At 62.9% G+C, this 20,090-nt stretch carries 15 protein-coding genes; 9 read left to right on the forward strand and 6 right to left on the reverse strand.

Annotated elements, in window-relative coordinates:
- Positions 1 to 190: 190 nt before the first annotated feature.
- On the reverse strand, positions 191 to 1,963 hold the full coding sequence (locus tag DN745_RS16265) for a vWA domain-containing protein (RefSeq protein WP_111336439.1): 1,773 nt from the start codon (positions 1,961 to 1,963) through the stop codon (positions 191 to 193).
- Between the two features lie 126 nt (positions 1,964 to 2,089).
- Here DN745_RS16265 and DN745_RS16270 point away from each other — a divergent pair, with 126 nt between their 5' ends.
- Entirely contained in the window at positions 2,090 to 2,800 is a 711-nt protein-coding gene (locus DN745_RS16270) for an ABC transporter ATP-binding protein (protein WP_162687734.1), read from the forward strand.
- Positions 2,797 to 3,594, forward strand: a complete 798-nt coding sequence (locus DN745_RS16275) for an ABC transporter permease (RefSeq protein WP_111336442.1) — start codon at positions 2,797 to 2,799, stop codon at positions 3,592 to 3,594. The genes DN745_RS16270 and DN745_RS16275 overlap by 4 nt, the downstream gene beginning before the upstream one ends.
- 70 nt (positions 3,595 to 3,664) lie before the next feature.
- On the opposite strand, the gene DN745_RS16280 is transcribed toward DN745_RS16275, so the two are convergent.
- Positions 3,665 to 3,988 (reverse strand): hypothetical protein, encoded by a 324-nt coding sequence (locus DN745_RS16280; protein ID WP_111336444.1) that lies wholly within the window; start codon positions 3,986 to 3,988, stop codon positions 3,665 to 3,667.
- 211 nt (positions 3,989 to 4,199) lie between these two features.
- Positions 4,200 to 5,009: a CDP-alcohol phosphatidyltransferase family protein gene (locus tag DN745_RS16285; protein WP_111336446.1), complete on the reverse strand. Its 810-nt coding sequence runs from the start codon at positions 5,007 to 5,009 to the stop codon at positions 4,200 to 4,202.
- Positions 5,010 to 5,397: 388 nt separating this feature from the next.
- Here DN745_RS16285 and DN745_RS16290 point away from each other — a divergent pair, with 388 nt between their 5' ends.
- The 6 genes from DN745_RS16290 (at position 5,398) to DN745_RS16315 (ending at position 14,393) form a co-directional block, all read left to right on the forward strand.
- Positions 5,398 to 6,135: a pilus assembly FimT family protein gene (locus tag DN745_RS16290; RefSeq protein ID WP_111336447.1), complete on the forward strand. Its 738-nt coding sequence runs from the start codon at positions 5,398 to 5,400 to the stop codon at positions 6,133 to 6,135.
- Positions 6,132 to 6,791, forward strand: coding sequence for a prepilin-type N-terminal cleavage/methylation domain-containing protein (locus DN745_RS16295; protein ID WP_111336449.1), 660 nt, complete (start codon positions 6,132 to 6,134; stop codon positions 6,789 to 6,791). The genes DN745_RS16290 and DN745_RS16295 overlap by 4 nt, the downstream gene beginning before the upstream one ends.
- Positions 6,792 to 6,793: 2 nt before the next feature.
- On the forward strand, positions 6,794 to 8,164 hold the full coding sequence (locus DN745_RS16300) for a PilW family protein (RefSeq protein WP_111336450.1): 1,371 nt from the start codon (positions 6,794 to 6,796) through the stop codon (positions 8,162 to 8,164).
- 30 nt (positions 8,165 to 8,194) lie between these two features.
- Positions 8,195 to 8,884, forward strand: a complete 690-nt coding sequence (locus DN745_RS16305; protein ID WP_133621935.1) for a hypothetical protein — start codon at positions 8,195 to 8,197, stop codon at positions 8,882 to 8,884.
- A 96-nt stretch (positions 8,885 to 8,980) separates the two neighbouring features.
- Positions 8,981 to 13,657 (forward strand): pilus assembly protein, encoded by a 4,677-nt coding sequence (locus DN745_RS16310; protein WP_111336454.1) that lies wholly within the window; start codon positions 8,981 to 8,983, stop codon positions 13,655 to 13,657.
- A gap of 55 nt (positions 13,658 to 13,712) precedes the next feature.
- Complete coding sequence (locus DN745_RS16315; protein ID WP_111336456.1) at positions 13,713 to 14,393, forward strand: hypothetical protein; 681 nt, start codon at positions 13,713 to 13,715, stop codon at positions 14,391 to 14,393.
- A gap of 8 nt (positions 14,394 to 14,401) precedes the next feature.
- Here the strand turns inward: DN745_RS16315 and DN745_RS16320 are convergent, their stop codons facing one another.
- A complete protein-coding gene (locus tag DN745_RS16320) occupies positions 14,402 to 15,046 on the reverse strand; it encodes a DedA family protein (RefSeq protein ID WP_162687735.1) in 645 nt (214 codons plus the stop codon).
- Positions 15,047 to 15,175: 129 nt separating this feature from the next.
- Between DN745_RS16320 and DN745_RS16325 the strand changes: the two genes are divergently transcribed.
- Positions 15,176 to 16,516, forward strand: a complete 1,341-nt coding sequence (locus DN745_RS16325; RefSeq protein ID WP_111336459.1) for an iron-containing alcohol dehydrogenase — start codon at positions 15,176 to 15,178, stop codon at positions 16,514 to 16,516.
- Positions 16,517 to 16,522: 6 nt separating this feature from the next.
- Here the strand turns inward: DN745_RS16325 and DN745_RS16330 are convergent, their stop codons facing one another.
- Together DN745_RS16330 and DN745_RS16335 are read right to left on the reverse strand one after the other, a co-directional pair.
- A complete protein-coding gene (locus tag DN745_RS16330) occupies positions 16,523 to 17,377 on the reverse strand; it encodes a zinc ribbon domain-containing protein (protein WP_111336460.1) in 855 nt (284 codons plus the stop codon).
- 149 nt (positions 17,378 to 17,526) lie between these two features.
- The gene (locus tag DN745_RS16335; RefSeq protein WP_111336462.1) at positions 17,527 to 20,010 is read right to left on the reverse strand and encodes an N-acetylmuramoyl-L-alanine amidase; all 2,484 of its coding nucleotides are present in this window, start codon (positions 20,008 to 20,010) and stop codon (positions 17,527 to 17,529) included.
- Between the last annotated feature and the right edge of the window lie 80 nt (positions 20,011 to 20,090).

The following is a 20,090-nucleotide window of genomic DNA, read 5'->3' on the forward strand; positions in this document are numbered from 1 at the left end:
TCCTCGGGCACAGGTGGGGTCGTCAGTCTGGGCGATATCATCGCATATCGTCGCGACAATTCAACCAGTGAAGCAAGCGGCGCCTAATCGATCGAATAATCGACCCATCCCAAAACCCGGGGGCAAAACACAGCGTCACCTCGCCCCATCCACACCCTCCCACCGGCGGCTTGGATGGGGCGAAAAGCGATCAATCAAGGAGCACGCCGGCGGACGCCGATTTGCTCGCTTTGACCTTCGCGACCAGGCCAATGAACTCCTGGCGGTCGGCTTGGGCGGGGGTGCTCGCCGATTTGGCGAGCTCCTCGACGAGCGCCAGGCTCAGGCCCTTGGCGTAGGGGCTGTCGCGCAGGACCTCGGCGAAGCCGGCCACCGCGGTGGCGAATTGGAAGTCCTGGCTCGCGTCGGCCAGCTTCGCGTGCATATCGCGGGTGGTTAGCACAAACGCCTGCTCCCTGGCCTGGGTGCCCGTGGGGGTTTTGGCGCGGATGCGCACCGTGGCCAGCTGGGAGATGGCCTTGCCGCGCGCGGCCGCCTCGCTCAGCACGACTTCGTAGAGGGCGGTGACGCTGTGGCCAGCGCCGATCTCGCCGGCGTCGACGCGGTCATTTCGGAAGTCATTGTCGGCGATGTCGCGGTTCTCATAGCCCAGCAGGCGGTAGGAGATGACCGAATCGGCGTCGAACTCGACCTGGATCTTCACATCCTTCGCGATGACCTGGAGCGTGCCGTCGAGCTGCTCGCCGAAGACCTTCTGAGCCTCTTTTTTGGAGTCGATATAATAGTAATTTCCGTTCCCCTGATTGGCCAATTGCTCCATCATCTGGTCTTTATAATTGCCCATGCCGAAGCCGATGGTCGACAGGGTCACGCCGTCCTCGACGTAGCTGCGGATGGTGGAGAGGATCTCAGGGAAGGTCGTCGCGCCGACGTTGGCGTCGCCGTCGGACAGGACGATGACGCGGTTGGCGTGGTCCGCGACGAACCCCTTGAGGGCCATCTTATAGGCGAGTTCGAGGCCGTCGCCCATGCGGGTGCCGCCGCCGGCGCTCAGGGAGTCGATGGCCTTGGAGATCTTGGCGCGCTGGGCCGCCCCGGTGGGCTCCAGGATGGTCTTCACCGCGCCCGAATAGGTGCTGATGGCGATGGTGTCCTCCTCGCCGAGGTTGCGCGTCAGGATCTGCAGCGACTCCTTGGCCAGCTCGATGCGGTCGTGGCCGGACATCGAGCCGGAGACGTCGACCAAAAAGGTCAGATGCACCGGCTTTCGGCTCTCGCGGTTCAGGCGTTTGCCCTGCACCCCGACGCGCACGATTTTGCGATTCAGGGCGGGCTCAAAGGGGCTGGGCGCGGCGTCCAGGCTCACGCCAAACGCGCCGTCTTTGGGGGCGGGGTAGTCATATTTGAAATAATTGACGAATTCCTCGACCCGCACCGTGCCCGGCGAGGGCATCGCGCCGCTGTTGATGGCGCGCCGGGCCAGGGTGTAGGCGCCGGTGTCCACGTCGATGCTGAAGGTGGAGAGAGCGTCGTCGGCGACCCGAGTCATCGGGTTGACCGCGGCGTTTTTGGCGCCGGTATCTGCGGGCGCGCTGGTGGGTTTTTGGGCAGGCGGCGGCGCCACGATATTATGCACACCTCTGCCACCGCTGGCCCCCGCCATCATCTTCGCGCCCCGCTTTACCCGTGGCATGCGCATCTTATTCACCACCCCCTCCTCCGGGGCTTCCATCTCGGCTTCATCCGCTAAGCCCACACTCGGCTCCGGACTCGCCGCGACTTCTTCCCGTGAAGGGCTCGCCGAGCCCGACGGTCCGTCAAAGGTGACCTCACTTTTGACCGCGTTGCTGGCCTCTTCGTATTTCGTCTCCGCGGACTTATCGCACCCTGTGGAGACCCCCACGCACAGCGCGGCGGCGCATATCATCAAAATCGCATTATTTACGGGCTTCGCGTTCATCATGGTCGTTCCTCAAGGGCTTGGTAGGGGCAATGGATGCAGCGGAATTTTTTCGTGTGAATGCAATATCTCAATCAACAGTGGTATATACGGGCGCAAGACGAAAACGATCTAACTTTTCTAAAACTTATGACTAAGCAGACTTTGAACGCACCACTATTGCGCGCCGAAAACCTGAGCTGGGGACCGCCGAATCAGGACGATCTCGTCTTCGCGAATGTGGCGCTTCGCGTCGACGCGGGCGAAAAGATCATCCTCGTCGGGCCCTCGGGTTCGGGAAAATCGACCCTTCTGCGCTGCCTGATGGGCCTTGAGCCCCGGCGAGGTGCGCGGGTTTGGTGGCGCGGCAACCGGGTCGACGCGTCCTCGATGCGCGTCTTTCGCCAGCGCGCCGCCTTCGTCCAGCAGCACCCAACGGCGGTGGCCGACACGGTGGGTGAGAATATGGACTTCGCGCGGCAAATGGCGCGCGAATTAGACGCCCCCGAAAGAGCGCTCGACGCCGACGCGCAACGTGCGCTTTTTGAGCAACTCGGGCTCGCTCATATCGACAACGCGCGCCGCTTCGACGCCCTATCGGTCGGCGAACAACAGCGGGTCTGCCTGGTCCGCGCGCTCATCGGCCAACCCGATCTACTGCTGCTCGATGAACCCACCTCCGCGCTCGACCCCGAGCGCGTCGAACAGGTCGAAAAACTGCTCCTCGACTATGTCGACGCCGCCCCGGGGCAGCGCGCGCTCATCTGGATCAGCCATCATCCAGCGCAAATCGAACGCGTCGGCACGCGGGTTCTCAATATGGCGCCGTGGGACGCAACTGCGAAAATGACATCATTATGAACGAACTTATCACGCTGACGCCTTGGGACCTAGCCCTCGCCGCGCTGCTGCTGTTTATCCCCGCCGCGATCAGCATCGCGCTGAAGCTCGGGCTGCAGAAGAGCCTTGGCATCGCGGCGCTGCGCACGGTCGCGCAGCTCGCGCTGGTGGGGCTTGTGCTGGAGTGGGTCTTCGCGCTGAATCGCTGGTATTATGTCCTGCCGGTGCTCCTGGTGATGCTGGTGGCCGCCGCGCGCGCGGCGATTCAGCGCTCCGAGCGCCGCTTTCCGGGCGCCTATTTTGCGGCCTTTGCGTCCCTGGTGCTCGCCAGCAGCATCACCGCGTTTAGCGTCACCGAGATCATCCTGGACGTGGACCCCTGGTACGCGCCGCGCTACGTAATTCCGCTGGTGGGGATGATCCTGGGGAACGCGCTCACCGGCATCAGCCTGAGCCTGGACCGCCTGCTCACCGAGTTGGTGCGCCAGCGCCGCGCGGTGGAGGCCCGGCTGAGTCTGGGGGCGTCGACCTGGCAGGCGATTCAGCCCTGGATGCGCGAGGCGGTGCGAAACGGCATGGTGCCGATTATCAACTCGATGATGATCGTCGGGCTGGTCAGCCTGCCGGGCATGATGACCGGTCAGATCCTGGCCGGCGCCTCGCCGATTAACGCGGTGGGCTACCAGATTCTCATCATGTTTATGATCGCGGCGAGCACCGCGATGGGCGTCATTATTTTGTGTATGAGCGCCTATCGGGTCCTGGCGGACCCGGCGCAGCGGATTCGCTGGGAGAAGATTATCGAGCGGGGTTGAGCCCAGGAAGGCACAAAAAAGCCAGACATTCCTCGCGGAATACTGGCTTTTTCGATGTCTATTCGGCCCGTTAGTCGTCGCTGCGACGGCTCGCGTGGACCGAGACGCTCTCGGCTTCAACGTCGGCGAAGACGCCATCAAAAGCACCTGAAATCACGGGCTTTTTCGCGAATTTCTCGACCAGGAACATCTCGAGATTTGCCAACTTGGCCATGGTCTCATCGGTGGCGCCCAGGCCGAATTTCAATTCGTAATCATCGCCCTCGCCCAGGCCGTGGCGCATGCGCACGACATGCTCTTCTTCGGCGCTAAGCAACTCCATTGCGGCTGTCGGAGCTTCCTGGCTTACGGTGGTTGCCGTCGTCGCGCGCTTATCGTTTTTTTCGTTCGTCAATGTAGCTCCCTCACCTGTCCAAGTCGCATCCACCGCAGCTTGGCGTATCAGTCAACAGTTTATAAATTCAGATATAGCAACGAGTGCCATCAAGTGCATCTGTCATACTTATAGGGTGCCTGAGGCAAAGGCGCAAATTTTTGCACTTGATTTTATCAATATCTTTTTCATGTCCTCCTCGGAGGCCACAAAATAACCGATTAGGGCGGACTTATTTCTTGTAAAATCCGGGGCTCCCCAGCTTTAAGAGCACGCCCAAGCCGGTCTTCGCGGCATACACAAGGTACACCCCGAGGAAAAGATACACAAACCAGGCCGACCCGTCGAAGGCCTCGAGCCCGTCGGCCAGCGCCAAATAGACGAACCAGGAGGGATAATGGATCAGCCAGGAGGCAAAACTCTGCACGGCCCACAGAATCCAGCCCAGCCCTGTGCTGGGCTTTTCGCCCTTTCGCCGCGCCGACTCACCCGGCTTGATATCGCGCCCGGCGTATTCGGGGCGGCGCACGAAGTTGGTCAGGGAGGTCGCGATGGAGACCAGCGCCATGCCGACCAGGCCCACCAACAGCCAGCGCGGGTCATCATGGGCAAGCCAGAGGCGCACCGCGAAGGCGCCCACCAGAATCAACGCCTTAACCTCGTCGATCAAAAAGTCGAGATAGGCGCCGACCTCCGAGGTCATCGACTTTAGCCGGGCGAGCTGCCCGTCGGCGCAGTCGAGCAGATAGGCGAATTGAAGCAAGGCGGCTGCCACCAGCATCCCGCCCCACCCCGGCATCGCGATCAGCGCGGCCGCGACCCCCAGAAAACTAAAGGCCCCCAGAAAGGTGACCTGATTGGGGGTAATCGGCGTGGCCCGCAAAAAGTAGATCAGCACCGCCGCCAGCGGTCGCGCGACGTAGATATTCCAAAAAATATCTTGTTCCTTGCGCGAGTTGCGATAAATACTGACCACTTCGCCAAAGAAGCCCCTGGACGACGGGGTTGGCGCCTGTTGCTCGGGTGATTGCTCTGCCATCATACAACGTCATCATCGAGTAAAAGTTCGCCCCTTCGGGCATGCATGCTTTCTGCGAGATGGAACCTAGCACCGCCATCGGCGAATTGGAAATCCTGAGATTTTGGCGGCGCGGGCGACCGGCTAAAGGGCGCGCGCTACGCAATGATTTCATAGCTACGCATTTATTTCATAGCGGCCACTTCAGCCCCCCGGCCCAGGGGCCAGCAGAAGCGGTCTGACGGTAAAATTAATTGGTTCAACTCTTGCACATGATCTATGATGAAGGTGGAAAACCTCTGAATGGCCTCAACGACTGCATCACCGGACGCTTCGGACGCGCAGGCACGCGACGCCAGGACGATTTACGACCCAACTTCGCCAGAGACCTCCTCGAAATGAAGCGACGCCCATGAATCGAAGAAAAGCCATCCATCAGCCACGCGGCTTTACGCTGACCGAAATGATGATCGCGGTGGCGATCATCGGAATATTGGCGGCCTTTTTGGCGCCGAGTGTCTCGCGCTATATGCACCGCAACAAGGGCCGCTCGGCGGCCAACGATGTGGCCAGCGTGTTACTGATGGCGCGCAACCAGGCGATGGGCACCGGCCAGGTCGTCTTCGTTGAGGTTGACCCGTCGGGCGATCATGGCTCGGTGTCGATGTACCGAAAGCAGCCCAACGACTGCGCCAGCGCGACGCCCTCGGCGGCGTGCTTCTCGCAGAGTTGCGCCGAAGCGAATAGCTTCCCGGACACCAGCAAAGTCGTCACCCCCACGCCGAAGGCCGACCTTGCGCAGCGCCACCCGGACATGAAAATCTCCGGGCATAACGCCGCCGGCGTCGCGACGACCACCGACGCGACCCTCACCCTATGCTTCACCCCGGACGGGCGCGTGCTTGACGCGCTCGGCCTGCCGCTCACGGCCACCTGCGGCGGGGTAAACGCGCGCATCTTCGTCCAGGCGACCGACCCCGGCAATACAACCAACGAGCTGGGCGGCGAGTCACTCGACAAATGCCTGACCGTCGGCGTCAACAACGCCACCGAGGCCAGGGCCCGCCAGCTTCAAAAAGACGGGCGCGACATCGCCAACTTCTTCGACATCCAGATCCCCTATAACGGCGCAATTTCGGTGGTGCAATGAACCCAAACAACCCAAAAACGCGCGGCTTCACGCTGGTCGAGCTCATGGTGGCGATGGTCGTCTTGGCCATCGGCATCATGGCAACCATGGCGATGCAATATAGTTCGCTGGCCGGGTCGATGATCTCGCGCGACAACTCCAACGCCGCCGATATCGGCCAGCGCGTCATCGAAGTGATGCAGGCCGAGTCCCAGCAATGGCGCAACATCAACACGCTGTCGGGGGTGTCTCAGGCGTATACCGGGACCTCCCAGACCTACTTAACCAACAGCGCGAAGTCCTACTTAGAGGTCGCGGTCGGCAATGCCCCGGCGGCGACGGGTTGGCAGACGTGGAATCAACTATTTAAGGCGCCGGTCAACACGCGCCTGACCGCGGATGGCGACGCCCGCTTCTGCGTGTACGTGCGCGGCGGAAACGTGAACACCGATGGCGACCTGCTCATCGTGCACGTCGCCGTCGTGTTCCCGTCGGCAAACCAGGTCATCCCCGCCGGCGGCTGCTCCGACATCCCCGGGGACCGTCAAGCGCAGCTCGACCCGGAGCTTGCAGACACCGACGCGGGTTCGCTGCCGATGCTCGGTTATCGGGTGCAATATTTCGGCACCCAGATCGAGCGCAAAGATTATTTAAACTCCCCCCTGGTGAGCAAATAACGATGAGCGAAATTACCCCTAAAAATAGAGCATCCGCTTCGGGGCACCTTCGGGGGCGAGCCGGCTTTACCCTGGTCGAGTTGATGGTCTCACTGGTGATTCTCGGGATGATCATGACCGTGATCTTCTCGCTCTTCTCCACGACCTCCGACGGCCTCAAAGAGGCCGACAGCCTGGTCAACACGATGGACAGCGCGCGCTTCGCGGTCGAGCGGGTCGGCTCCGACCTGAAAAGCGCGGGCGCCTTCGCCTCGCCGGACTCCAAGAACGACCCCTGGGTTATCCAGGGCACGTCCAACCAATTATGCGTGCAGGGCATCGCGGGGTATAAAGATTGGCAGAACTCCACCGCCATTCTTAGCACCGCAAAGAACAACGCGCACAATAGCAGCGGCCGCGTGGGGGTGAGCTTTGACGGGTTTATCGTCATGGGCGCGGTGGATTTCCCCCAGACCTTCGAGGTCGCCGATATCGTCCCCGGGCCCCCGAGCAGGGCGACCATCCCCGGGCACATCCGCGGGGTGACGAAATTGCTGAGCAATAACCCCTTCTATCTGGACACGGCGCTGCCGGCCGGGATTAACGCGGACGTTCAAACTCACTTCGCCGACGGCCTCCCCAATCGCCTTTTGCGCATCGCAGATCGCGACGGCAACCTGCAGTTTACCGGCATTAGCGCCGCCACCGCCGTGACCGGCGGGCCGTCGACTGAGGCGAACCCGGTGGAGCTCGAGCTGAGCCCCAACCTGCATGTGCGCCAGAGCAAAGAAGATGGCAGCGCCAATCAGAAGGGACTCGACCCGCCCACCCTTGGAGACGAAGATATCGGCTACGGCGCGGCGCTGGTCGACGCCTATTGGTACCATGTCGAGCCCTCCCCGCTGGACCCCGACAATTATCGCCTGGTCCGCGACCGCCTGGACGCCACCAAGATCGCGACCGCCCTGTGCGCGCCGGCCAACACGAACCCGGCTGACGCGCTGCCGGACAGCCGGGACCAGGTGGTCATCGCCGATCGCGTGGCCGATTTCCAGGTATGGTTTGACTGCGCCGACCCCAGCGGCAACCTCAGCGGCGTGGACTGGATCTCGGAGTGGGCCAGCCCGAGCGAGGGCGGCAGCTGCATGGACGTTGCCTCCCCGAGCTTCGGCGAGGCGCGCATGGCCCATATCCGCCTGTCGCTGCACACCCGCGACGAGCGAAAGGACATCCCAGACGCCCTGGCCGCGCTTTATAATAACGACGCCTCCGGCGCGAACCCGGGAGCTCTGCGCTATTTTAATATCTACCCGGACGCCCCCGGCGCCGCGCGCGTCGTGACGGTGCAATCGGATATCGCCCTGACCACTTTTGCGATGCGCAACCTTCATTAATCCTGACGCGCCCTGTGAGCGAGTTTTTCGATGAAAACTTCAATGCACAAAAATGATAGTTCCCGGCGCCCCGACACGCGGTCCTGGCTCCACGCATCCCGCGGCAGCGCGTTGATCTTGACGCTGCTGGTGCTGCTGGTGCTCACCGGCCTGGGGATGACCGCGATGCATAGCGTCGGGGTCAGCCTGCAGCAGTCGGGCGCGTATCGCGTGCGTGCGCAGGCCAGCGGCCTGGCCAACGCGGCGGTGCTCTACACCTCGTCTCAGGCGGGCAAGAGCGCGCAGCACTATTGGACCCAGATGAACCGCCAGCAGAACGCGGCCTTCGCCGACATCTCATCGGGCTCGCGCATCGACACCGCGCGCCGCGGGGCCTACCTGCACCTGGCCCAGCCACAGAGCGGAACCCGGGCGTTCAAAGATATCGACATCACCGGGGTGGTTGGCACGGGGCTTTTGGCCGTCAACGACCAGACCAACTCCTTTGAGGCCGACTCGCGCGGGACCCAGAAGAGCCAATTCAGCAGCGTGATCCGCGACCCGATGGACGGCCCTGCGGCCCCGGGCGCCGGCGAATCCTCCTGCTATAAGCGCGTCACCGTGGCCAGCCAGGCGATGCTCGGCGACCCCGCCGATACCGTGACCGGAGCAGGGATGGTGGGCAATAAACGCGCGGTGCTCGAGACCTATATCGGCCCGATCGACTGCGGCGCGCGCTAAGTTTAAACACAGCACGAATCCTGAAACCGCTCGCAGATCATTGCGATGACCAAATAACAACGCTGACTCGCTGAATGAATAGCCCGGAGACTTTCCATGAACTCTAAATTCACCCCCCAAATCCTCGCCCATCGAGCGCTCCGGGTCCTCTGCACCAGCGCCGCGCTCGGGATGTGCTCGGTCGCGGCCACGGCCAACGCCCAGGACGGCGAATCAGCGGCCCAAAAACCGTTTATCATGGTCCTGATGGACACCTCAGGCAGCATGGAGTGGACCGATGAGGGCGACGAAGAATACCCCAAGGACGCCTCGGGCAATTCCTGGTCGCTGCGGGATAAACTCATCGAGGATCCGAACTCCTCGGCGCCCACCTATTTCGGCCCCTGCCGGGTTTGGAAAACGCAATGCAACGATTATTACCGGCCCACCTGGAATTGGAGCAACGGCGAGGACTGGCTGGAGAGCGAGGAGCAAAGCGCCTCGGGGGATATCCGGGGCACCGCCTCAAACCCATCGAACTATCGCCTGAGAAATACCAGCCAGCCGCGCCACGTCACCCTCAAGGAGATCCTGACCGGCGATATGGTCCTGGCCCGCCAGGGCGAGACGCTGCCGCTGAGCAGCCTGGACCCGGCGGTCTACGGCCCGGGGTGCTGGATCGTGCCGCGTCAGCGGGGCACCGGGGTCAACGGAGATGTCTGCGGCGATGATCCCTCCGAATTCGAGAAATACCCGGACCATACCGACCCGCAGCCCCACTTCCAGGAGGTCTTCGACGGCCAGCACGCCAACGGCCTGATGGACACGATGTCGCGCAGCGCGATCTTCGGTTTGGCGATGTTCGACAGCTACCAACACTCCAAGAAGAACGCCAATAATAACGACTCGCTCTCCAAGGATTGGAAGGGCGGCGAGTACGGCGAAAAGCATATCGACGACACGATGGACTCCGACTTCGCCGGACTCAAAGAGGGCGAGGGCGGCGTCTATGACCCGAACGATCCGGAGAAGCGCAACTATAACCTGGGCGTCTTCCAGATGCTGGCCCCCAAGAGCCTGGACATGGGCGCGGATATCGCAGCCGACGTGTCAAACTTCGTTCAATACGCGCTGGTCGACGCCGGGTATCTGAACCGCAGCGACAAACATAAGCTCAAACCGTCGGGCTCGGGGAGCATCCTGGGGCTACCATTCTCCAATGACGATGAGATCGTCTTCTCTAAAGACCTCGACGACTTTTTGAAGGATTACCAACTCGGCAAGCAACCCGTGGCGCGCGCGACCCCGCTGGCGGCCGCGATCTATGATATCCACCAATTCTTCGCCGAAGGAAACGGCAGCGGTAACGGGCCGGTCATGGACGACCCGTATATGGAATGCCGCCCCAAACAGGTCATCATGCTCACCGACGGCACCCCGGAGCCCGAGCGCGGCGACGGCGCTGCCCCCCCGCTCAACGACAGCCTGAACTCGGCCTTCGGCTATAATAAGGCGCAATACCCCTATAGTAATACCGAAGACGCGATCGACTATTTTGTGCGCGATCAGGCCTACGGCGTCTCCGCGCCCGACGCCAACGGCGATCGCACCTTCGCCCCTACTCAGCGCAGCGGCGACTCGTATCTGAGCGGCTCGTGGAACGCGGCCAAAGGGAGCAGTGACTATCATAAGGCGCTGAATTATAACCCGCGCGTCCACGTCGTCGGCCTCACCGGCCTGCATCTCCCGACGCCCGGCAGCTCCATCCCCCTCGAGATCCAGCAGGAAGAGGAGCAAATCATTAAAAAGATGGCTGAGATGGCCATCGCCGGGCGCACCTGCGCGAGCTATTATCTCGGGGATGATTATATCCCGCAGAGCAAAGGCGGCACTTGCGACACCAGCAAGCAGATCTGCCTGGACGAGCGCCAGGCCAACTATATCACGGGGCGCAGCGGCGGCTACACCTACCTGGCCCGCGACACCACCACGCCCCAGTGCTACTTCCCCGCGGCGGTCTTCGCGTTTCCGACCGACCCCGCGTTCCGAAATAGCACCAACCTGGTCGAGCGCACCACGGTCGGCCTGCAGCTGCTCTTCAACCATATCGTCAGCACCGGTTTGAGCTCGCGCACCCGCCCGACCTTCGTCAATCGCCTCGACGACGCCACGGTGACCGACGGCGGCCAGTTCCGCTACTTCTCCGGCGTCAACGTCGAGCCCGGCAAGGTCTTCTGGAAGGGCGAACTCTACCGCCAGGCCCACCTTTGCACGCCGGTTCCCGGGATGAACACCACCACCGACATCGCCGCTCAGGTCAACGACCAGGCCGGCCGGGTCACCTGGGACGACGGAAACCGAACCGTCGACCACAAGGGCTCGCGCCGTATCTTCACCACATTTAGCCAGTGGAGCCCGCATTATTTCACCACGCCCCCGCCGGCGAGCGCATATCCGGGCACCCTCGCCTCGCGCTTCTCGCTGGGCCAGGGTTTCCGTCGACTCAGCGCCAATAGCTCCAATGACACCTTCGGCAGCGGACATCGCTGGCCGGAGACCGAGGACAACGTCGGCTGGCGTATCCCGGTCGAACAGAGCGACTTCCAAAGTATCGCCGCGACCATTACCACCGACGGCAAGTCCGACTTTGCCTACTTCCATACCGACTCGGTCACGGAGTTGCAGTACCTCGTCGATGAGGTCAACGGGCGCACCGTCGAGAAGCAGGGTCGCGCGCTGGGCGCCATCTTCAACGGCTCGCCGGTCGCCGTGGAGCCGCCGGATCGCGCGCTTCCCATCGACAGCTATCGCGAGTACCAATCGCTCTACGCCAACCGCCCCAGCATGCTCTATGTCGCCACCACCGACGGCTTCTTGCACGCCCTCTACGCCGGCGCCCTCGACAGCAGCGCGCCCCCCAAACCCGAGGACAAGGTCCTTAATAACGAGGGCGACGAGGTCTCCAAGAATGTCCAGCGCGAAGCCTGGGCCTATCTGCCCCAGATGCTTCACCAGAAGTTGGCGGGCTTTAAGGGCAAACACGCCTACCTGCTCGACGGCACCCCGACCGTTCAAGACGTGCGCCTCTGCCAGTCCCCCGCGGTCGCAAACGCGTATAATAACCACTCCCAGGCGTGTAAGGCGACCGGACTGTCCGACCTTTCCCCCTACGAGGGATTCCTTGGCGCATTCCAATGGCGCACCGTGTTGGTCCAGGGACTGGGCAACGCCGGTGAAGGCTATTTCGCCATGGACGTCACCCGCCCCGGCGGTCGCATCGTCGGCGGCAACGGCAGCATGAGCACCCAGGCCCCGGACCCCATTCCGCTGTGGGAGTTTGACCCGATTTGGGAGCATTATCAGGTGTCCAAACTCAACGCGAGCAGCACCGCTAACGTGATCGCCAAAACGCCCACGGCGAGCCTGGTCACCGAGACGATCAAGAACGACTGCGGCATCAACAGCACCAACGAAACCGACGCCAAGTTCTGGAATCAGTCCTTCATGGGCCGAAGCGTGGGCGAGGCCGCCATCGGCACCGTGGTCGTGGACGCGGATTTCGACAACAACACCACACGCCTGCGCCGCCCCATCGCTGTGTTCAGCGGCGGCGCCGCGGACCAGAACCCGGGCGCCTGCCGCGAGCACCGCATGGGCCGGGCGATCTACGTGGTCGACCTGCAGACCGGCAGCCTGCTGCGCCGCTTCGTGACCTATGAGGACGACGACTCAACCGGCAGCGAGAAGCTCTTTGAGCACGCGGTCACCGGCTCCCCGGCGCTCTACGACGGCCGCCCCGGAAGCCTGGTCACCCGCGGGTTCGTGGGCGACGCGACCGGCCGCCTCTTCCGAATCGACATGTCCAACCCCGACCCGGCCAAATGGTATGTCCAGCTCTTCTTCGACCCGCGCACCCAGATCGCGGCGTATGACGAGCACTCCAAGCTCGGCCCGGCCGCCTTCAAGCCGGCGCTGGCCAAGAGCACCCATTCGCTCAACAACGATCTGCTCGTGTTCTACGGACTGGGCGAAGTCGGTGACTTGAGCGTGTCGGGCACCAAACAGCTGATGATCGCGGTGCGCGAGAAGATTACAGCGACCGCCAGCGGAACAAACTACCGCGCCAACATCGCCAGCGAGAAGGTGTGGCATCACGAGTTCGACGGCCACACGGGTAACAACTCGGACGAGTTTAGCGAGAAGCTCACCGGCGCGCCGGTCGTCTTCAACAGCGGTGTCTACTTCACCACCTACGTCGAGCCCACCGATGACGCGTGTGCCCCCGGTTGGTCGCGCATCTACGGCATGACCTTCCAGGGGAACCTGGACCCGGCGAACGTGGACCTGTCCACCAATACCCCGCGCGGCCTCTTCCGCAGCGCGACCGCGGCGAGCATCGACCGCGGCCAGGCCAAGATCCCGACCGGCACGGTCTGCGTTCCCAGCAGCGTCAACGGCGATTGCTTCGCCTACGAGCCGCAGAACGCAGCCAGCCTCGAGGAGCCAATCGTCGTGCGCGGCCTAACCATCACCCAGGGCCAAACCTGTACCGCCGACAACCTCGACCCGGGCAGCATGGACGCCGCGAACACCCAGCAGCCCACGCTCATCGCCCAGTCGACCTCCTCGAAACTCTCGGGAGACAATAGCAGCGCGATCGGCGGCGGCACGGGTCCGGGCAGCCCCGGCGGCGGCGCCACCGGCAACGCCGGTGGTATCTTCGCCATCGAGCAGGATATCGCCAAAACCCTGTCCAGCCACAACCCGTTGAGCTGGTCGGTCATCGACAACTAAGCCGGACACAGCCGCCTCGCCCCCGGGCGAGGCGGCTGAACTAAGAGCAGCGATCATGCAACGTTACGAAAATTCTCGCCGAATCCTGGGCCTTCTTTTCGCCGGCGCCCTCCTGAGCGCCAGCGCCTGCGGGGGCTGCTCCAAAAAGGAAGTGGCCGAGGCTCCGCAAGAAAAATCCGCCGAAGACCCCACAGACAACGCCGCTGCCGAGGCCAGCGCCGACACCCCCGACTCCGCGCGCTTTGACCGACTTGTCTACGGCTTGCCGATCCCGCCAAACCCCATCGGCCTCTTCGAAGAAAAAGACAAAGTGCGCGTGCAGGTCGCGAGCAGCCTCGAGGAGGTGGGCGCGTTCTTCGAGAAGAATTTTGTCGACTTTGAGATCCTCTATTCGCGCGACCAGGTGCACGCCGTGGGGCTTCGCGACTTTATGCCGCGGGTCTACGCATACCCCTATGGCCCCCATAGTTTTGTGGTCTATACCCGCGCGAAGCTAAAGCCAGAGGAGGTCAAGCAAGCCGAAGCAAAGGCGCGCGCCAAGAATGTCCCCTCGCCCAAGCAGATCGCGGCCTACAAGAAAGGCGACCCGATCCTTGAGCGCACCGCGGACGGCAAATTGCTCGCCCCGGGGGCGCGTTGGGGCGAGCCCTATACCCCGCCGCCCGGCAGCCCCCTCGACACCATTCACTATCGCTCCAATTTCGGGCGCCCCTACGGCGAGTGGGTGTCGCGCTGAGCGCGGCCTCAGCCGGCGCTGCGGCGGCGAAGATATTTGATCAACTTCAGCGTCAACCACGCAGCGCATAGCGAGCCCAAGATGATCCACACCGCGGTGGTATAGCGCTGCACCCAGGTCATCAGCGTGTCGACCTGGAAGCCCACCAGATACCCCACCCCGAGCAACATCCCGTTCCAGGCGGCCGCGCTGACGGCCGCAAAAAACAACACATTGCCCAGGCGCAAGTGCGCCATGCCGGCGGCCACGAAGAAGAACGCGCGAAACGCCGGGATGAACCGATTGAGCAGAATATAGACGCTGCCGCGGCGCTCAAAACGCTCCAGGAGCGTCTGCACCTTCGGCTGGACTTTCTCGCGGGCGAGGAAGCGGTGAAGCCAGGTGTTTCGGTCCTCGTTTCGCGCCACCCAATCGCCCACCCACCAGTCAAAAGCCGCCCCGATCATGCTGCCGAGGATCACCGCCGCGAAGACGCCCTGCCACGGCCAGCCGGCGTTCGGGATCAGCATCGCCCCGACGACCGTGATCGTATCCCCGGGAAACGGCGGAAAAACGTACTCAATCATCGCGCTGAACATCAGCACCAAAAGCCCCCACCACAGCACCTGGCCGGACAGGTACGCAAACATATTATCGAGGCTCAATGCGTCCATACACCTTCTATCTCTACGGGGGCGCGAAGCTTTTTGGGGAATTAGCGAACGCTTGAAATCTAGCGAATATTCGTGCGATATCAACTGCAGACGCGCTGGCGCGTCTTCTCCAAAACCCAGGATATAATTATGAGCGAGCTCGTCGACAGCTATCTGGCCCAATACCAAGACCGCCTTGAGACCCGGGCCTGTTTGATCGAGTCTGGCGCGATCCAGAATTGCTACGATTTGCTGCAGATCCATCTGGACGCCGGGCATTGGCTGCTGGTGTCGGACGCCAATACCTGGGCGGCCGCGGGCGCCCAGAGCGCGGCGATGCTCGACGCGGCGGGGCAATCCTGGGAGCGCTACGATATCCCGATGCCCGCCGAGGGCGACCCGGTGTGCAGCGACGCGCTGATCGCCGAGTTCGAGCAGGCCTTCGTCGACGCCGGAGCCGCCGGGGCGATCGCGCTCGGCAGCGGCACCATCAACGACGTCGTGAAGATGGGCGCTCACCGCCAAAATCGCGCCATGGCGGTCATCGCCACGGCGCCGAGCATGAACGGCTATAATTCGGGCATCGCGGCCATCCTCTCGGAGGGCGTCAAGACGACCCAATCCTGCACCGCGCCGCGCGTGGTCGTGGCCGACCTCGAGGTGCTCGCCCAGGCGCCCACCCGCATGATCGCGAGCGGCCTGGGCGACCTGCTCTCCAAGCCGGTGTCGAACTCCGATTGGCGCCTGTCGGCGCGCTTAAAGGGCACGCCACACTCGGTCGAGGCGATGGAGATTATCGAGCACGGCGCGCGCGCCCTGGACGGGGTCGCCGAGCGCCTGACCTCGCGCGATATCGACGCCATCCGCGGGCTCACCGAGTCGCTGATCCTCTCGGGCATCGCCATGGCGGTCGCCGGCTCCTCGAGCCCGGCCTCCGGCGGCGAGCACCTGATCAGCCATTATATCGATATGACGGCCTATGCTTTCGACCAGCCCCACGATTTGCACGGCTGCCAGGTCGGCGTGGGCACCTTGAGCACGGCGCTATTTTACGAAAAATTGCAGGCCCTCGACCCGGCGACCATCGACATCGAGGAGCGCGTCGCCGCCCTGCCCGCCTGGGAGGATTACGAGCGGGTGCTTCGTGAGCGCTTCGGCCCGCTCTTTGAGCCGGTGGTCAAACACGCGCGCCCCGGATACCCGAGCGCTGCCGAGCTGCGCGGCCGGCTCACCCAATTGGTCGAAGAGTGGGATATTATTTTGGAGGAGGTCGGCGAGACGCTACGCAGCCAGGAATCGCTGCAGGCCGACTTGCGCGCCGCCCAGGGGCCGCGGCGCTATGCTGAGCTCGACGTAGCGCGCGAGCGCGCTCGCCGAGCCATCGTACACTCAAAGGATATCCGCAATCGCTACACCATCTTGCACCTCGCCTGGGAACTTGGCCTGATCAATCAATGGGCCGACGAGGTGCTCAGCGAGCTTTACGAATAAATCCGATCAGCCGGCAAGATTCGACATGAGCAAATAAACACCGCCCATTAAACACCCGAGGGTCCCGAGCAGTACGACGACGCCGATGATAATAAACAGGCCCTTCTTGCTCTTCGGGGCCTGCTCGGGCGCATGCGCAGGGAGGTCGCCGCCCTGGGGTTGCGGGAATCCGTCTTGCGGAGCGGCGCTCGGCGGCTGGTCGAACCCGGCCTGCTGACCAAATCCGCCCTCGGGAGCGGGCACGGGGCCCTGTTGGCCGAAGCCGCCCTGCGGCGTGACTTCTTGCTGGCCAAATCCGCCCTGCTGGCCAAAACCATCCTGCTGACCGAAGGCGACGCCTCCTGCGGGCTCGTCAAAATTAGGCAACGCGGTCGGGGCGGTCTGCGCGTTGACGTCATCGCTGTCAAACGCGGCGGTGTCGCTGAGGTCATCGACGGCGCCCTGGACGTGCGACTCGGCAGCTGCTGCCGCCTCCGAAGCCTTGCGCAAGTCGGCGCGCGCTTCTTCGTTAAACTCAAGCATCTCGGTCTTGGCCAACCCGACGTCTTCGACTTCGTCCGCGCTCTGGCCGGGGCGGGGCAATTTCAGCCCGGCGCTGCCGCCCGAGGCGCTCGGCGACGGCGTGCTCCCCGAGCCGAGTCCGCCGCTGGGCTTGGGCAACTTCAGCCCACCTTCCGCCTTCTTCGCCTGATCCTTTGCGGCCTGTGCCTCTTGGACCGCCTTCTCAAGCATCGCGCCGTCGAGGGCAGCCATGCCGAACATGGTCTTCTTCTCGTTCTTCGCCTTAATCTCCTGCCCACAATAACCACAGTGGGCGGAGTCATCGGCGATTTCTTTCGTGCATTTGGGACAGGTGATCATGCGAGACTCTCCAGATACGCAGTAATTCAAAAGCTAAAGTATACCGCTAGAATTTACGCAACCTTAAGGTGTTGCGTCAACCAAGCACACAGAAAGCGCGCAAAATATATCGCGCGCTTTCCGAGTGCCCACCAAACTATCAACGACGCTTAGCCGCGTCGACGCCGCGACAGCAGCCCCAGCGCGCCCAGGCCGAGCGCCCACGCCACGCCCGAGGGCGACAGCGGCGCTGCGTCGGCGTCAGCGCCCGTGCTCGAGCACCCGCCGCTTTTGACCTTCACCCGCGGGTTACCGTCTTCGTCCAGGGGCGACTCCCCGTCGTTGCCGGGGTCTCCGCCATCTTGCCCGGGATTCTCACCGCCCACACCCGGGTCCTTCTCATCGTCCGAAGGGTCTTCGCTGTCGGCGCCCGGGTCGACGAGCTCGACCGGCGTCTCTTCGCTATACTCAATCCCCGGGGCCGACGTCGCCTTCTCGGTCGAGCTCTGGAAGAAGATGGCGTCAATATCATACCACGCGCTCGCGTCTTCAGCCGGGGCGTCGCCCAGCAGCGGAACGATCTTCAATTCCTTGATGGTGCCAGCCCAGTCGGAGTGGGAGCTCATCGGGATGACCAGGTCGTTAAACTCACTGTCGCCGAGGCCCCGGAAGGCGACCGAGCGCGCCGGGTCAAACCCGTCGCCGGTGCCCCAATAGACCACCGCGGTGTGCGGGCCGTCGTGGGAGCGCAGGCGCAGCACGAGCTGGTCGTATTGGTCGGCGTTGATCTCGGTCCAATCCGGCGCCGTCAGCTCGACGTTGGCGTCGGCGTGTTTGAGCGCCATCGCGCCCAGGCTCGTATTAACCTTCAGTGAGGTGATGCCGGCTTCCGGTGCGCCGGTCCAGCCCTCCAGATTCGCGTCGTCCTCGGTATCATCGAAGAGCCAGGTATCGCGCTCCAGGACATCGACCCGGGCATAGCCGCGCGCGATTTGACCGAACTCGTTGGTCGCCACGCTGCCGCCCCAGCTGGTCTGCTCGCCGTAAATCGTGGTGCTGGTGCTCTCGGCGTGCTGAATCCACGCCCGCACCACCCCGCTCGGGCTGTCGGTGATGCTATATTGGGTCGCCTCCATATCGATCAGGATGCGCTTGGTCTCCCCCGGCGAGAACGCGTTGAGGTTCAACTTCCCGCTCGCCCCCAGGTTTGAATTGGGCGGGTTATTCGGCTCATCGTTGGCGTCGTTGAGCGTCCAGGAGCTCTGGTCGTAGGCCGGATGGTCCGAGTAAATCGAGTAGTTGGTGGCCTTGAGATACGGCTGGAGCACCTCGAAGCCGCTTGAGACATTTCGCACCACGCCGCTCGAGTCGTTCTTGATGAGAATCTCGGCCTTAAATTGGTCACCGGGCAACGCGTCCGCGATGTTGTGGCTGATACCCTGGGTATAAAAATTCTGGGTGCCGTTCCACTTCACCTTGACCGTGATATTATATTCTTCTTTGGAGCCGCCGCCGGCCAGGTCAAGAATATGCGGGATCTTATTGAGCAGGTTAGTGCCCGGGCAGGTGGTCGATTGGCCCGGATTCTCGCGATGCCCTAAGACCTTGGTGCGGTTCAGCGCGATCGAATGGGTCTCGGAGACCCAGCCGACGATACGCCCGGTGGCGGCGAGCTGAGACTCGCTGGGCGTCTGCGTATTGGAATAGCCGGGCTGGAAGTTGCCGATCAGGCAAATGCCGACGTTGCCGGTATTTTGCCCGCCGACGTGCGCGCCGATTTCGGTGGAGCGCGAGCGCCCCTGGAAGATCTTCGCCGACTGACTCACCACGAAGTGATAGCCGATATCGCACCAACCATTGGTGTCGATATGATAGGCCTGCATGCCGCGCATCGCGCGCGCCGCGTCACCGCCGTCAGTCGCCGGCGCGTAGGTATGGTGAATGGACATGCGATTGGGGGAATGAGACCCGCTGCAATTTGTGTTGCGCGCCCCCCATCCCGAGCGCGGAACCACCAGGCTGCTCGGCGCGACCGCCTGACCGACGGTCCGAAAGTCACCGTCATTGTCGGACGGCAGCGGTTTCACGCCGGCGGACAGGTCGATCGCCTCGCCGTCGTCGCTGGCCTTGGCGAACGGCAGATCACGGGTGAGTTGCGTCGTATTAGCCACGACCTCCTCGTAGAACTCGATATGCGCGGACTGCAATCCAGCCGAGTCGCGCAGCTCGATCTCAAGCGCCTCCTGGTCGAGCAGCACCCGACCAACATGCAGATCTTCTTCTTCCCAGGTCACCTCCACCGGCGCCCAGTCGCTCCACTTTCCGCTGGTATAGCGCACGCGCCAATCCAGCCCGCCGTTGCCGTTTTCGCTGCGATAGAAAAACCCGACCTGACGGAACGGCTTCTCCTGCACGAAATTCGCCCGATCTCCGTCGAACGCCGCCTCAACGGCCTTCACGCCGTCGAGGACCACAAGCTCGGGGTGGGTATGGTCGAGCGTCGGGCTCTCCTCGGCGGCGAGTTGGGCCTCGGTCACCACGGGCTGGCTCGAATTCGAACACCCCACCGCCAGGCTCAACAGCCCGGCGGCCCCAAGCGAGAGCAGGGCACGGGTCCTAAGATTCGACGGATATCGCTGCGTAAGGCTCTTCATAGTTTCGTCTCCAAACAGCGGCCATCTTCAAAAAGTCAGTCCAAGTGAAGGCGGCAGCCGCATCTATTTGCCGCCCGAAA

It is taken from the genome of Bradymonas sediminis (genome assembly GCF_003258315.1).
In the GTDB taxonomy this organism is placed as follows: domain Bacteria; phylum Myxococcota_A; class Bradymonadia; order Bradymonadales; family Bradymonadaceae; genus Bradymonas; species Bradymonas sediminis.